Below are 13,442 nucleotides of genomic sequence, written 5' to 3'. Positions count from 1 at the left end.
GTCAGGATCGCGATGTCCTGCAGCATGGCCTTGCGGCGATCGCCGAAGCCCGGAGCCTTGACGGCCGCGACCTTCAGGCCGCCGCGCAGGCGGTTCACGACCAGGGTCGCGAGGGCTTCGCCTTCGACGTCCTCGGCGACGATCACCAGCGGCTTGCCGGTCTGCACCACAGCCTCGAGCAGCGGCAGCAGCTCGTTCAGCGAGGAGAGCTTCTTCTCGTTGATGAGGATGTAGGCGTCGTCCATCTCAACGCGCATCTTGTCGGCGTTGGTGACGAAGTAGGGCGAGATGTAGCCACGGTCGAACTGCATGCCCTCGACGACGTCGAGCTCGGTCTCGAGCGACTTGGCTTCCTCGACGGTGATGACACCCTCGTTGCCGACCTTCTTCATGGCGTCGGAGAGGAACTTGCCGATCTCCTGGTCGCCGTTCGCCGAGATGGTGCCGACCTGGGCGATCTCGTCGTTCGAGGTGACCTTCTTGGAGTTCTTCTGGAGGTCCGCAACCACGGCTTCGACCGCGAGGTCGATACCGCGCTTCAGGTCCATCGGGTTCATGCCGGCGGCGACCGACTTGGCGCCTTCCTTCACGATCGCCTGGGCCAGCACGGTGGCGGTGGTGGTGCCGTCGCCGGCCGCGTCAGCGGACTTGGAGGCGACTTCGCGCACCATCTGCGCGCCCATGTTCTCGAACTTGTCCTCGAGCTCGATCTCCTTGGCGACGGTGACGCCGTCCTTGGTGATGCGGGGAGCGCCGAACGACTTGTCGAGCACGACGTTGCGGCCCTTCGGGCCGAGCGTGACCTTCACCGCGTTGGCGAGAACGTCGACGCCGCGCAGCATCTTGTCGCGCGCTTCAACCGAGAATTTGACTTCTTTGGCTGCCATCTGGAATTTTCCTTGGATAATGTTTGACTGGAGGGAAAGAGAGGCTCTTAGGCCGCCTTCTTCTTGGAAGCGGGGACGTCGAGAACGCCCATGATGTCGCTTTCCTTCATGATCAGCAGATCTTGGCTGTCGATCTTGACTTCAGTGCCGGACCACTTGCCGAACAGCACGCGGTCGCCGACCTTCAGGTCGATCGGGATCAGCTTGCCGGCTTCGTCGCGGCCACCTGGGCCGACGGCGACGACTTCGCCCTGCGAGGGCTTTTCCTTGGCCGTGTCGGGAATGATGATGCCGCCAGCGGTCTTCTCTTCTGCGTCGATGCGCTTGACCACGACGCGGTCGTGAAGCGGACGGAATTTCATGCAGTCCTCCTAAGCATTTGCTCAGATTGATGTTTCAATGGATGTTAGCAGTCGATGCCCGCGAGTGCTAGCACGGGCGAAGCTGAAATAGGACAGGAATTTTGCGGGAGCAAGGGCTTCTAGCAGAAAAATCAGCACCCGGAAGCGCGGACTGCCAGAATCTCTTTTCCATCGTTAACCGAGGCCGGGCCCGTATTAGCACGGTGCCGCCTCTGCTGCTAACGCATTGAATTTCAACAGCTTGTTAAACTTTTGGGCTTGAGATGGGTTGTCAGTTTGCGTCACATTTCTCTCATGTGAGCGCATCAGTACCGGGTGGCTCGTAAGGCGCACACCGACCAGGCCGCCCCTTGAATGCGCTCCTGCAAAGGAGGTTGGCATGGGCGTGCGGAGTGGGGGCGTTTCCGAGGACTTTCGGAAACAGCTTTTAGGTTACGGGCTGACGACGGCACAAATCCTCTACCGGATGCCGGATCATCCCTCGCTGCTCCAGACCTACGTCTGGCAGAACTACGACATGTTTCCGAAATTCCCGGCGCTGAAGGATTTCCTGGTCTTCTGGCAGGAAAAGCTCGACGGTCCCCTCCATTCGGTCACCGTCGCGCACTCCAAGCTGATCAAGCCGGCGGAGCTGCGCGCCGTGGATGGCGTGTTCCGGCTGCATTGAGGCGAACATCGGTCTCGTAGGGTGGGCAAAGGCGCTTAAGCGCCGTGCCCACCATCTCTCCATGATCGCGCGCGGAAGGTGGGCACGCTCTCCGTTGCAGCTCGTCGGACGAACGCACTATTCCCGGGATCGCCTGAGGGGCAATCAGGCGCCGTCGCTGCAATAGCGTCTCCACATCGCGCGATAGGCCTCGTCGACCGCTCGCCCGTATGAGACGGGGTTGCTGGCGGCTGCGGCCCGGATCTTGTCGGGTAGCTCGCGGCGCAACCTGTCGAGCTCGCTGATCTCAGAACCTCGGCTCGTTGCGATTTCGATATACGCCTCATGGCTGTCCGTGACCCAGTCCGGCAAGCCAAGTGCGGTGAGGATGGAGCCGGCAGCACGGCTGGGCAGGCTATTGCCAAGCTTCGCCACCACCGGCACGCCCATCTGCAAGGCTTCCCATGTGCTGACGCCGCCATTTTGCGGGAACGGGTCGAGGCAGATATCGACGCGATTGAACGATGCCAGATGTTCGCTTCGCGAGGTGGCGCCGAGCATATCGACGCGTTCGGCCGGCAACCCGCAAGCCGCGAACCGCGCCAGCAAGTTTTCGCGGACCAGCTGGTCGTCCAGCGCAACATCCTTGACCAGCAGTCGCGACCCCGGCACCCGCTCGAGAATCCTGGACCAGACTTGCGCAGCCTCGTCCGAAATCTTGCTGACGCGGTTGAAGACGCCGAACGTGACGAACCCGTTCGAGATCGCCGGCGTTGATGCCCGCGGAATCTCGGTCGGCAGCGACGCCAGCGTCACGAAGCAGGGCAGGTCGACAACGGTCTCTGCAAACAGATGCCGAACCTCGAGGGGAATCGCGACCGGGTCCGAGAACAGATAGTCGATCGTCGGCAGCCCGGTGCCCGTGCCGTGGCCCCAGCCATGCACCTGGATCGGTGCCGGCTTGCGCGCAAACACGCCGAGGCGGTTTCCTCTGGTATGGCCGGACAGGTCGATCAGGATGTCGACGCCGTCGGCGCGGATCTCGGCGGCGAGGCGATCTTCGGTCCATTGCGAGGCGTCGCGCCAGCGATCGGCGATCCCCTGAAATTCGCCGGTCGTCGCATCCACTTTCGACGAGCAAGCGTAGCACACGACCTCGAACTGTGCCCGGTCATGGTGTTGGAGGACCGGCTTGAAAATCAACGCGGCCGAATGGGCGTTGAAATCCGACGAGACATAGCCGAGCACCAGACGGCGGTCCGGATCGCGGTTGTTGTCATGCGGGCCCGCCGCGCCTGAAGCGATTTTCGCGCCGACACGCTCCCACCACACCTCGCGCGCCTGCTGATGCCGTTCGACGGTGGCGTCCCCTGCAAAATCGAGCGTGAATATCTTGTTGGAGATCGCGCTCTGCAGGTCAGGCTGGATGTCGAGGGCCCTGTCGAAACTGGCGAGGGCTTCGTCGACCCGGCCAAGTCCGGCGAGGCAAAGGCCCAGCACCAGGTGAGCTTGAATGGAATTGGGATCGATTGCGAGCGCCTGCTCGCAGTCGTGGGATGCCTGGGCAATCTGCTGGATCTGGAGCAGGACACTGGCGCGCGCGAGCCACCCATTCGCGTCGTCGGGTGCCAGCGCAATTGCCTGATTGCCATCTGCCAGGGCTTCGTCAAATCGCTGAAGTTCCCGTAAAGCAGTGGCACGGTTTGCCAGCGCCGCGGCATAGTCGGGCTTGATCGACAGCGCGCGGTTCAAGCTTGCGATGGCCTCGTCATAATTGCGTTGACGGCACAGCGCCCAACCCCGGCCGTTGTGGGCTTCAGCAAGGCTTGCGTTGAGTGCGATCGCCTTGTCGTAGCTGTGAAGCGCCTCCTCGTGAAGATCGAGGGCCACGCTCGCGTTGCCGAGATTGGAGAGGGTTGCGGCGTGGTTGGGCCGCAAGGCGAGGGCCTTTCGATAGCTCGCGCAGGCCTCGTCGTGACGCCGGAGCCCGTTGAGCGCGACGCCCAGCCTCATATGAGCTTCGGCAGATTGCGGATCCACGGCGACCGCTCGGCTCAGCAGGATTTCGGCTTGCTGAAAGTTTTTGGCATCAGACTCCAAAGCGCCGAGCATGTGCAGCGCCATGAACTGGTTGGGCGCGAGCTGCAGGATTTGCCGATAGGCAGCCTGGGCCTCGGCGAGAAGCCCCATCTTGTGTAGCTGGAGCGCGTGCCCGAGCAACGGCAGCACCTCGGCTTTTTGCCGTTTCTGCAGCCGGGCATTTTGAAATGCACGCTGACCTACGCTGCTGCCCATGAATTCATTCCCCCAGAATCTCTCTTCGAGATTAATTCAGCGAGAGAACGAATACGAGACGACGGCCGCTCGCCACGACAGCCTGGGACAAGCTACGACCGATCGGGTCATCGAGCCGCCAGCCTTGCGCTCGGCAATTGCCGCCTCATCCAGGACTGGATAATCTGTCCTTCGGGTTGTACCCGTCCGGCGGGCACGACTCAGATCAGGGAGGCAGACAATGGCCAAGCAAAAGGCATCAAGACCCGCAACGAAGACCGCAGTGAAGAAGCGGAGCAGCGCCAAGGCGGCGGCGCGATCCTCTGCGCGCAAGGCGGTGAAGGCGAAGGCCCGCACTGCCGCGCCGAAGAAGCCCGCACGCCCCAGGCAGCGCATCGCGATCAGCCATCACCGCGAAGAAGACTTCAAGGCCGATGGCCTGCGCGCTTACGCGAAATACCGCGACCTCGGCATCGCCGACGCAAGCCACGGCCTCGCGCAAGCGCACGTGATCCGGCTGCAAGGTCCTTGCGATCCGGCTGAGGTGTCGAAACTGCATTTTCACGACGTCGACTTCCAGATGGTCTACGTGCTCAAGGGCTGGGTGAAGACCTATATGGACGGGCAGGGCGAGACGTTGATGAAAGAAGGCAGCGCCTGGACCCAGCCGCCGAAGATCAAGCACATGATCCTGGATTATTCGGACGACGTCGAACTGCTGGAGGTGATCCTGCCGGCGGAGTTCAAGACGGTGGAGTTGAAGGCGTAGGCCAATCTCTCTCCTTCGTCATTACGATGAAGGTTCGTAGCCCGGATGGAGCGAAGCGTAATCCGGGGCCGCTGCCCGCGACGACGCAGACCTTCCCGGATTGCGCTGCGCTCCATCCGGGCTACAGGACCGTCGCTACTCCAGGCCCCACCACCGCCCATCAAACACGTCGTCAGCGTTCCCGTCACGATCGTTAAAAAGCACACGATCTGAGAAACCGCGCAATTACCAGTCGGATGGTTTCAGCTGTCCCGCAGGGCGGGCGCTAACCAGTCGAAAACACCTCTCCCGTCAACTCAAAGCTGTGAAAACGCAGGATTGCTTTCATGGCGACCAACACCTTTGGCCGACGTGGCGTCGCGCCGCCACCCTCAAGAGCGTCGTTTCAACCCGTCGCCGCGCCGACTATTCGGGAGATCGTGCGCGATCCCGCTCGGCCCTTGCCTAGTGAGGGGACGCTATTTAGCGACAACAAGCTTTTGGCCGATATCCCTTTCCTCACCATTGGCCTGATTTTCGGTCTGCTCCTGATCTTCGCCCTGCAACGCAGTCTGGCCATCGACGTTGCGCGGGACGGTGACCTCGATGTCCGCTCGCTGATCGCTCAGGGCGCCTCCGGTTACGATCTCGTTGTCGGACGAGGAGAATGGTGGAGGATTGGCCTTGCGCCGCTGCTGCACGGCAGCGGGTGGCACCTCATCAGCAACTGCGTTGGGTTGTTCATCGTTGGCGTCAGGCTGGAGTCTCTGATCGGCCGTGGCTGGTTTGCGCTGATCTTCGTCGCCAGTGCAGTGGCGGGTGAGGTCGGCTCTCTGCTGGGCAATGGCCCCGGCACGGTGGGCGTCGGCGCGTCCGGCGCCATTACCGGGCTCATCGCCGCACTGTTCGTCGCGAGCTTCGATCCCGAAGCGGACGCCGATCAAACCATATCGAGACTGAAGACGTCGCTCTTCTTCGGCGTGCCCGCATTGCTGCCGCTGGCCTTCGGAGCCTCGGGCAATGTCAACTATTATGCCCATGCAGGTGGTGCGGTGGCCGGCGCCGCGCTTGCGATCACGCCGTGGCTCGCCTTCTGGTCCTATGACAGCCTGCCGCGGAGCGCGGGCATGACGTTGCTCGCAGCATCCCTTGGATCGCTGATCTGCGCCGGCTTCGCCGCCGTCCATTATTCGTCCTACATGGCCGATGCCGTGCATTATATCCGCGCGTCGGAAGTGCCGGCGAAGGCTGACGAGATGGTCAGCCGGTCGTTCGATCTCGTCACCCGCTACCCAAAAGATGCGCGGGCCCACGTGTTCCGTGCGGTCTTCTTCCTGGAACAAGCGAACCTCAGTGCCGCCGAGACGGAGGCGCGAACCGCCCTGTCGCTCGCCGCTTCAGATGTGGCGGGTGGGCCGGTGCGCTCCGGGGCGCAGGGCTTGATGGCGGTGTTACTGTGGGCGCAGGGACGAACCAGCGATGCGAAGGCCATGGCGGTCGAGCCCTGCCGTGCCAAGCTGGCCGAGGTGCGTCGCATCTTGCAGAAGTCGAAATTGTGCAGTTGACCGGGCTACGGCATCGCCACGGGTCACGTGATGACCCCCACGACCGCGCCCATCAAGCAGGTCGTCAGCGTCCCCGATACGATCGACTTCAGCCCGAGCGCGTTGATCTCCTCGCGCCGCTCCGGCGCCATTACGCCCAAGCCGCCGATCATGATGCCGAGGCTGGCGAAGTTGGCGAAGCCGCACATTGCGTACAGCATGATCAGGCGCGAGCGCGGGTCGAGCGTATCGCCCGGCAGCTTCGAGAAGTCGACATAGGCGATCAATTCGTTGAGCACGGTCTTGGTGCCCATCAGGCTGCCGGCGGTGATCGCCTGGTCCCATGGCAATCCCATCAGCCAGCACACCGGCGCCATCACGAGACCGAGCAGGCGCTGTAACGAGATCGCGGCGCCGCCAACATTCGGCAGCAGGCCGAGCATGGCGTTGACGAGATAGACCAACGCCACCAGCACAAGCAGCATGGCGACGATGTTGATCAGCAGCTCGATCCCCCCGCTGGTGCCTTTCACGATCGCATCCATCGTGCTGGAGACTTCCATCTCCGGATCTTCGAGCGTGCCGCCGGTACGCGTGTCGGAGGTTTCAGGCACCATGATCAGGCTGACGAGGATCGCGGCCGGCGCGCCCAGCACGGAGGCGATGACGAAGTGCGCGGCCGCGTCGGGAATGAGAGGAGCAAGGAGCGTCGCATAGAGCACCAGCACCGTGCCGGCGATGCCCGCCATACCGCCGGTCATCACCAGGAACAATTCGCTGCGGGTCATCTGCTTCAGATACGGCCGCACGAACAGCGGCGCCTCGACCATGCCGAGAAAGATATTGGCGGCGGTCGAGAGGCCTACCGCGCCGCCGACGCCCAGCGTCCGCTCCAGCAGCAAGGCCATGCCGCGCACGATCGGCGGCAGCACGCGCCAGTAGAATAGCAGCGTCGTCAGCACGCTCATCACCAGCACGATCGGCAGCGCCTGGAACGCCAGGATGAAATCGGCGCCAGGCACCTTGACGTCGAAGGGCAGGGCGCCGCCGCCGACATAGCCGAACACGAAGGCGGAGCCGGCGCGCGAGGCAGCCGAGATCGCACCGACCGCGTCATTGATGGCGCCGAAGGCGTGCGCGACGACCGGCAGCTTCAGGAGCACGATCGCGGTGACGAAGGTGGCGACGAGGCCGATCGCCGCCTGCCGCAGCGACACGGCGCGTCGATTCTCCGCCAACGCGAAGGCGATCAACAGCAATGCGAAAATGCCGAGTGCCGATTGCAAGCGCAGCATGATGTCCCCAAACCCTCAATGATTATGGCCGCGCCGGCGCTGCAAAGGCAATGCCGCAAGATGCGGGGCGCGTCGCACTGTTGACAAGCGGGTCCGCCTCGGCCACGCGGGGGCCTTCGACAGTGAGGGGGAGAGCGGTCCGAGGGTGACCCAAAAGGCGATGCCAGAGCAGCCAATATCCGGACATCCGCCGGTCAGCGCCCGCGCGCTTCTCGCCCACCGTGCGTTCCTGTTCTTCCTGCTCTCGCGCAGCCTGTCGCGCTTTTCCAGCCAGATCGCGGCGGTCGCGATCGGCTGGCAGATCTACGATCTCACCGGCTCGGCCTTCGACCTCGGCATGGTCGGCCTCGTGCAGTTCCTGCCCACGGCGCTCCTGGTGTTCGTTGCCGGCCACGCCGCCGATCGCTATGAGCGCAAGCGCGTGGTCCAGCTCTGCCAACTCGTTGAAGCTGCGACCGCGCTCTATCTCGCAATCATCACCTATCTCGGCGCGGTCGGCGAGGTCCAGATCTTCATCGCGACCTTCGTGCTCGGCATTGCCGGCGCGTTCGAGAGCCCAACCACGGGGGCGCTGCTGCCGCTGATCGCGCCGCAGGGCTCGCTTCAGCGCGCCACCGCCGTCTCCAGCGGCGCGGCGCAGGTCGCGACCATCACCGGGCCGGCGCTCGGCGGCCTCGCCTATGCGGTCGCCCCGCATCTGGCCTATGCCATGATGGTGCTGTTCTGGATCTTCGGCATGATCCTGACCGGCTTCATCCGGCCGCGTCCGCAGGCGATCGCGAAGGAGGGGATGGACTCGGACAACATCTTTGCCGGGGTCCGCTTCATTCGCAGCAATCCGGCGATCCTCGGCACCATCTCGCTCGACCTGTTCGCGGTGCTGTTCGGCGGCGTCACCGCGCTGCTGCCGATCTATGCCCGCGACATCCTGCAGACCGGGCCGGTCGGGCTCGGCATGCTCCGTGCCGCGCCGGCGGTCGGTGCGCTCCTGATGACCATGGTGCTGGCGCGCCACGCCATATCGAGGCACGTGGGACTGCGCATGTTCCAGGCCGTGATCGTGTTCGGCCTCGCCACCATCGTGTTCGCGCTGTCCTCCTGGATGTGGCTGTCGGTGCTCGCGCTCGCCGTGCTCGGTGCCGCCGACACGATCAGCGTCGTGATCCGCTTCTCGCTGGTGCAGCTGTCCACGCCCGACGAGATGCGCGGCCGGGTCGGCGCGGTCAACTTCCTCTTCATCAACGCTTCGAACCAGCTCGGCCAGTTCGAAAGCGGTGTGGCCGCCGCGCTGCTCGGCGCCATGCCGGCCGCCGTGCTCGGCGGCGTCGCCACGGTTGCGGTGGCGCTGCTCTGGATGAAGCTGTTTCCGAGCCTGCGGAAGGTGGAGAGTTTGGAGTAGGGACAGTCTTGTGTCCCGGACAAGCCGCAACGCGCCGGCGGTGCGGCGCAGAGCCGGGACCCAGCGCCAGGACCGAGATTGCGGAGGCATGGGCCCCGGCTCAGCAGCGCGTCATTGCATGCCGCGCTGCGTCCGGGGCACGAGGCCAGGGCCTTGGATTGCCCAGCGAGAGTCGCGGACAAAGCACAGCGGAATCAATGGGATCCCTACTGTGCATGGGGTTGTTTTCGCAATTTTGAGTTCAGCCCCGTCCGACGAAGGGCATCTTGGTCGCCATGACAGTCATGGTCAGCACGTTGGCATCGAGCGGCAGGCCGGCCATGTAGGCCACGGCATCGCCGACCGCTTTCGCATCCATGCGCGGCTCGTGCTTGGTGGTGCCGTCCGGCTGCAGCACGCCGGGGCCGTTGACCATGCGGTCGGTCATCGGGGTCGCGGCGTTGCCGATGTCGACCTGGCCGACGGCGATGTCGTACATGCGGCCATCGAGATTGCTGGCCTTGGTCAGGCCGGTGATGGCGTGCTTGGTCGAGGTGTAGGCCGCCGAGAACGGGCGCGGCGCATGCGCCGAGATCGAGCCGTTGTTGATGATGCGGCCGCCGCGCGGGGTCTGGTCCTTCATGATGCGGAAGGCGTGCTGGGTGCACAGGAACGGGCCGGTGAGGTTGGTGTTCACCACCGCCTGCCACTGCTCGAGGCCGAGGTCCTCGAAGTTGACGGCGGGGGCGCCCATGCCGGCATTGTTGAAGAGCACGTCGAGCCGGCCATAGGTCGCCTTCACCTTGTCGAACAGTGCGGCGATGGAATCCGGCTTGGTCATGTCGGCGGTGACGCACAGGCTTTTGCCTGCGGGACCGAGCTTTGCGGTCTCCTCGAGCATGTCGAGTCGGCGCCCGACCAGCACCACGGTGAAGCCGGTGTTCATCAATGCCAGCGACGCGGCGCGTCCGACACCGGTGCCGGCGCCGGTCACCACTGCGATCTTCTTTGCTTCGCTCATTGTTTCCTGCCTTTTCTCATGTGTCAGGTTTTGGGTTCTTTTTCGTTCTTGTAGGGCGGCCGCGGAATGTTCTGGTGCGCCGCGCGCAGCGCCGCGGACCAGCGCGAGCGCAGATCGTGGAAGTAGGGCTCGCCCGCCTCGATGCGATGGTTGAGATCGGCTTCGCAGGCATCGGCGCGCACCACCAGCACGTCGATCGGCAGGCCGACGCCGAGGTTCGAACGCATGGTCGAATCCATCGAGATCAGGCCGGTCTTCAGCGCCTCGTAGAGCTCGACGTCGTAATGCATGGCGCGGTCGAGCACGGGCTTGCCGTATTTGTGCTCGCCGATCTGCAAGTACGGCGTATCGGTAGTGCACTCGATGAAATTGCCGGCGGTGTAGACCATGAACAGGCGCATGCGCGCGCCCTTGATCTGGCCGCCGAACAGGAACGAGACGTCGAACGAGACGTCCTCGGATCTCAGCGCCGGCCCTTCGGTCGCATGCACCGCGCGGATCGCCCGGCCGATCCGCTGGGCAGCCTGGAACATGGTCGGCGCGTTCATCAGCGTCTCGACCTCGCCCGTGTTGGGGTCCTCCAGGCCTTCGGTCAGCGTGGACAGCACAGACTGGCTGATGGCGAGGTTGCCGGCGCTGGCGATCGCCATGATGCGCTCGCCGGGCTTTGAGAAGATGTGCAGCTTGCGGAAGGTCGAGACGTTGTCGAGGCCGGCATTGGTGCGGGTGTCGGCGATCATCACCAGACCGTCCCGAACCAGGATTCCGCAACAATAGGTCATTTCCAGTCCCCGAACGCGTTTGCGCGGAATTACTAGCCAATTTCGCCGGCCGGTCCAACCCCCGATTCCCATGGGAAGGTCGTCATTCCCGGGAGCCGCAGCTAGCTGTCGCTCAATCCGCCGCATCGACGAGAAACGCCTCGTCGACGGGTACGCCGAGCGCCGTGACCAGCCGGTTGGTCTCCGCGGCCATGCCGACGATGGCGAGCATCTCGGCATATTCGGCCTCCGTCATGCCCTTGGCCCGCGCAGCGGCGGTGTGGGAGTGAATGCAGTAGCTGCAGCCATGCGCGATCGAAACCGCGACATAGAGCATTTCCTTGACCTTGGGATCGAGCGCGCCGGGAGCCATCACCTCCTTGATGCTCTCCCACGTCCTCCGCAGCGTCTTCGGATCATGCGCCAGCGCGCGCCAGAAATTATTGACGAAGTCCGACTTTCGCACCTTGCGGATATCGTCGAAGACGGCGCGCGCTTCGCTGGAAAGTTCATCATCCGAAAGCAGTCTGACAGTGGCCATTGGTACCTCGCGGGGGGGCAGCTTCGATCCCCGCGAGTGTAGCACGACCCATTCGTTCGGACGGCTGCGCCTAGCTCTGCCGCTGGGATTGTGATTGCGACGGCCCGCCGCGGCCGGCCTGCTCGACCTTAACGGCCACGGCCAGCGTCTCAGCGCCGCCGCCATAGCGGGTGCCGCGCACCGGGGCTGCGCCGAGATAGTCGAGCCCGATCGCGACGCGGACATGAGCGTCGGTGGCGCAGATGCTGTTTGCGGGATCGAATCCGACCCAGCCGAGATCGGGAACGTAGGCTTCAGCCCAGGCATGGCCGGCGTCCTGATGCACCGTGCCGTCCGCGCGCAGGAAGTGGCCGGAGACGAAGCGCGCCGGCACGCCGCCGGAGCGGGCGCAGGCGATGAAGATGTGCGCGTAGTCCTGGCAGACCCCGCGCTTGAGTGTGAACGCCTCCGCCGCCGAGGTTCCGCTGTTGGTCGGGTCCTCGTCGAAGGTCATGTGATCACCGATCTCGGTCATCAGCGTATGCAGGAAGCCGAGCGTGTCGCTTTCGGCCTCGCTGCGCAACTGGCGCGCAACCGCCATCATCGCCGGATTAACCGAGGTGAGGTCGGTGGCGCGCAAGAACATGCCGGCCGGAAAGCGCTCGTCGGCGCCGCGCAGCACGCCGCCGGTGTCGTGGGTCTCGATCAGGCCTTCCGCGGTGATCTTGATGTCGCCGACGGGCCCGCAGGACAGCACATGGGTGACGTTGCCGAAGGCGTCCTCGTGGGTGTCGAGCTTGGTGTCGGTGGAGACGTCGATCTGCCATTCCGCCACATACTGTCCGTCATGGCTGCCGGGCGTCATGCGCAGGATCTGGATCACGCTGGTGGCCGCCGGCTCGTAGCGATAGGTCGTGGTGTGCAGGATTCGCAGGCGCATGGTGTTTCTAGATCGGTCATTCCGGGATGGCGCGAAGCGCCAGACCCGGAATCTCGAGATTCCGGGTTCGATGCTTCGCATCGCCCCGGAATGACGAAGGGTGAGAGTTTCAGTCCTGACTAGATCAAATACTGCTTCGTGATGATTTCGCCCAGCCTGGAATTATCCGTGATGAATTCTTGAATGAATTCATGCACGCCATGCTGGAAAATGTCGTTCATATTGCTGTGTTCCAGCCGGTTGCGGATGCCGCGGGCGTGGCGCTGGGCCGGGCCCTGGCGGCCATAGGCGACGCCGATCTGGTCGAGGTTGCGCACGAGATTGCCGTAGCAGCTGGCCAGGGAGCGCGGCAGCGTGTCGTTGAGGATGAGTAGATCCGCGATCAGCCACGGCTTCAGCGTCTCGCGATAGACCCAGTGATAGGCCGTCAGCGCCGAGACCGAGCGAAGGATCGAGCTCCACTGATAGAAATCGAGCGGGCCGCCGACATGCTCCTCCTCGGGCAGCAGCACGTGATACTTCACGTCGAGAATGCGCGCGGTGTTATCGGCGCGCTCCAGATGCACGCCCATCCGCGAGAACCAGTAGGCGTCGTTGCGCAGCATGGTCCGGTACGCCGAGCCGTCGAAGCGCAGTGAGGTCTCCTGCACGAAGCGCAGGAATTTGGCGAGGTCCTCGCGCGTCGAGGTGCCCTTGCTCCAGACCGCCTGAAGCTCGATCCAGGCCGAGTTGATCGTGTCCCACATCTCGCTGGTCAGCGCGGTGCGGACCGAGCGCGAGTTCAGCCGCGCCGCCTCGATGCAGTTCCTGATCGAGGATGGATTGTCCACGGAGAACGAGAGGTAATCGACGACGTTGTGCTCGTTGGCTTCCTCGTAGGTCTGATAGAAGCTGGCGGCGACGCCGGCGGTGAGCAGCGCCGAGTCCCATTCATTGGTCTTGCCGATATAGGCGGCGGGAAGCGCGGTGACGCGCAGCGTCGCATCGATGGTGCGCGCGAGATACTCGGCCCGTTCGACGTAGCGGGCGAGCCAGTAGAGGTTTTCGGCGGTACGCGACAGCATCT

The 13,442-nt window shown here is 63.9% G+C and carries 13 protein-coding genes; 4 read left to right on the top strand and 9 right to left on the bottom strand.

The window, feature by feature from the left end; all coding sequences use genetic code 11:
- Both groEL and RAD04_RS31640 read right to left on the bottom strand, forming a co-directional pair.
- On the bottom strand, positions 1-887 hold an 887-nt coding region (gene groEL / locus RAD04_RS31645), incomplete at its 3' end, for a chaperonin GroEL (protein ID WP_461626925.1).
- A 47-nt stretch (positions 888-934) separates the two neighbouring features.
- A complete protein-coding gene (locus RAD04_RS31640; RefSeq protein ID WP_018322058.1) occupies positions 935-1,249 on the bottom strand; it encodes a co-chaperone GroES in 315 nt (104 codons plus the stop codon).
- A gap of 379 nt (positions 1,250-1,628) precedes the next feature.
- Here RAD04_RS31640 and RAD04_RS31635 point away from each other — a divergent pair, with 379 nt between their 5' ends.
- On the top strand, positions 1,629-1,916 hold the full coding sequence (locus RAD04_RS31635; protein WP_461626924.1) for an usg protein: 288 nt from the start codon (positions 1,629-1,631) through the stop codon (positions 1,914-1,916).
- A gap of 144 nt (positions 1,917-2,060) precedes the next feature.
- Here the strand turns inward: RAD04_RS31635 and RAD04_RS31630 are convergent, their stop codons facing one another.
- On the bottom strand, positions 2,061-4,190 hold the full coding sequence (locus RAD04_RS31630) for an O-linked N-acetylglucosamine transferase, SPINDLY family protein (protein WP_461626923.1): 2,130 nt from the start codon (positions 4,188-4,190) through the stop codon (positions 2,061-2,063).
- A 220-nt stretch (positions 4,191-4,410) separates the two neighbouring features.
- On the opposite strand from RAD04_RS31630, the gene RAD04_RS31625 reads away from it, so the two are divergent.
- On the top strand, positions 4,411-4,938 hold the full coding sequence (locus RAD04_RS31625) for a cupin domain-containing protein (protein WP_461626922.1): 528 nt from the start codon (positions 4,411-4,413) through the stop codon (positions 4,936-4,938).
- 326 nt (positions 4,939-5,264) lie between these two features.
- Complete coding sequence (locus tag RAD04_RS31620; protein WP_461626921.1) at positions 5,265-6,482, top strand: rhomboid family intramembrane serine protease; 1,218 nt, start codon at positions 5,265-5,267, stop codon at positions 6,480-6,482.
- A gap of 23 nt (positions 6,483-6,505) precedes the next feature.
- Here RAD04_RS31620 and RAD04_RS31615 read toward each other — a convergent pair whose 3' ends face one another.
- On the bottom strand, positions 6,506-7,756 hold the full coding sequence (locus RAD04_RS31615) for a NupC/NupG family nucleoside CNT transporter (protein ID WP_461626920.1): 1,251 nt from the start codon (positions 7,754-7,756) through the stop codon (positions 6,506-6,508).
- Positions 7,757-7,916: 160 nt separating this feature from the next.
- On the opposite strand from RAD04_RS31615, the gene RAD04_RS31610 reads away from it, so the two are divergent.
- A complete protein-coding gene (locus RAD04_RS31610; protein WP_461626919.1) occupies positions 7,917-9,155 on the top strand; it encodes an MFS transporter in 1,239 nt (412 codons plus the stop codon).
- 241 nt (positions 9,156-9,396) lie between these two features.
- Here RAD04_RS31610 and RAD04_RS31605 read toward each other — a convergent pair whose 3' ends face one another.
- The 5 genes from RAD04_RS31605 to RAD04_RS31585 all read right to left on the bottom strand — a co-directional run bounded on the left by RAD04_RS31605 (position 9,397) and on the right by RAD04_RS31585 (position 13,440).
- The gene (locus RAD04_RS31605; protein WP_028141195.1) at positions 9,397-10,155 is read right to left on the bottom strand and encodes an SDR family oxidoreductase; all 759 of its coding nucleotides are present in this window, start codon (positions 10,153-10,155) and stop codon (positions 9,397-9,399) included.
- 23 nt (positions 10,156-10,178) lie between these two features.
- Entirely contained in the window at positions 10,179-10,937 is a 759-nt protein-coding gene (locus RAD04_RS31600) for a proteasome-type protease (protein ID WP_091966256.1), read from the bottom strand.
- Positions 10,938-11,049: 112 nt separating this feature from the next.
- Positions 11,050-11,457 carry a carboxymuconolactone decarboxylase family protein gene (locus RAD04_RS31595; RefSeq protein ID WP_461626918.1) on the bottom strand — a complete coding sequence of 136 codons (408 nt, stop codon included), beginning with the start codon at positions 11,455-11,457 and terminating at the stop codon, positions 11,050-11,052.
- A 70-nt stretch (positions 11,458-11,527) separates the two neighbouring features.
- On the bottom strand, positions 11,528-12,376 hold the full coding sequence (locus tag RAD04_RS31590) for a transglutaminase family protein (RefSeq protein ID WP_461626917.1): 849 nt from the start codon (positions 12,374-12,376) through the stop codon (positions 11,528-11,530).
- Between the two features lie 119 nt (positions 12,377-12,495).
- The gene (locus RAD04_RS31585; protein WP_028141191.1) at positions 12,496-13,440 is read right to left on the bottom strand and encodes an alpha-E domain-containing protein; all 945 of its coding nucleotides are present in this window, start codon (positions 13,438-13,440) and stop codon (positions 12,496-12,498) included.
- Between the last annotated feature and the right edge of the window lie 2 nt (positions 13,441-13,442).

Source organism: Bradyrhizobium sp. 25ACV (genome assembly GCF_054863005.1).
Note: the sequence above shows the minus strand (reverse complement) of the source record. Positions and strands in the feature narration are given on the sequence as shown.

Excerpts from the sequence above, each read along its gene's own strand:
- RAD04_RS31600 (WP_091966256.1), bottom strand. The coding sequence starts at position 10,937 with ATGACCTATTGTTGCGGAATCCTGGTTCGGGACGGTCTGGTGATGATC.
- RAD04_RS31615 (WP_461626920.1), bottom strand. The coding sequence starts at position 7,756 with ATGCTGCGCTTGCAATCGGCACTCGGCATTTTCGCATTGCTGTTGATC.
- RAD04_RS31605 (WP_028141195.1), bottom strand. The coding sequence starts at position 10,155 with ATGAGCGAAGCAAAGAAGATCGCAGTGGTGACCGGCGCCGGCACCGGT.
- RAD04_RS31585 (WP_028141191.1), bottom strand. The coding sequence starts at position 13,440 with ATGCTGTCGCGTACCGCCGAAAACCTCTACTGGCTCGCCCGCTACGTC.
- RAD04_RS31595 (WP_461626918.1), bottom strand. The coding sequence starts at position 11,457 with ATGGCCACTGTCAGACTGCTTTCGGATGATGAACTTTCCAGCGAAGCG.
- RAD04_RS31640 (WP_018322058.1), bottom strand. The coding sequence starts at position 1,249 with ATGAAATTCCGTCCGCTTCACGACCGCGTCGTGGTCAAGCGCATCGAC.
- RAD04_RS31610 (WP_461626919.1), top strand. The coding sequence starts at position 7,917 with ATGCCAGAGCAGCCAATATCCGGACATCCGCCGGTCAGCGCCCGCGCG.
- RAD04_RS31625 (WP_461626922.1), top strand. The coding sequence starts at position 4,411 with ATGGCCAAGCAAAAGGCATCAAGACCCGCAACGAAGACCGCAGTGAAG.
- RAD04_RS31620 (WP_461626921.1), top strand. The coding sequence starts at position 5,265 with ATGGCGACCAACACCTTTGGCCGACGTGGCGTCGCGCCGCCACCCTCA.
- RAD04_RS31590 (WP_461626917.1), bottom strand. The coding sequence starts at position 12,376 with ATGCGCCTGCGAATCCTGCACACCACGACCTATCGCTACGAGCCGGCG.
- RAD04_RS31630 (WP_461626923.1), bottom strand. The coding sequence starts at position 4,190 with ATGGGCAGCAGCGTAGGTCAGCGTGCATTTCAAAATGCCCGGCTGCAG.
- RAD04_RS31635 (WP_461626924.1), top strand. The coding sequence starts at position 1,629 with ATGGGCGTGCGGAGTGGGGGCGTTTCCGAGGACTTTCGGAAACAGCTT.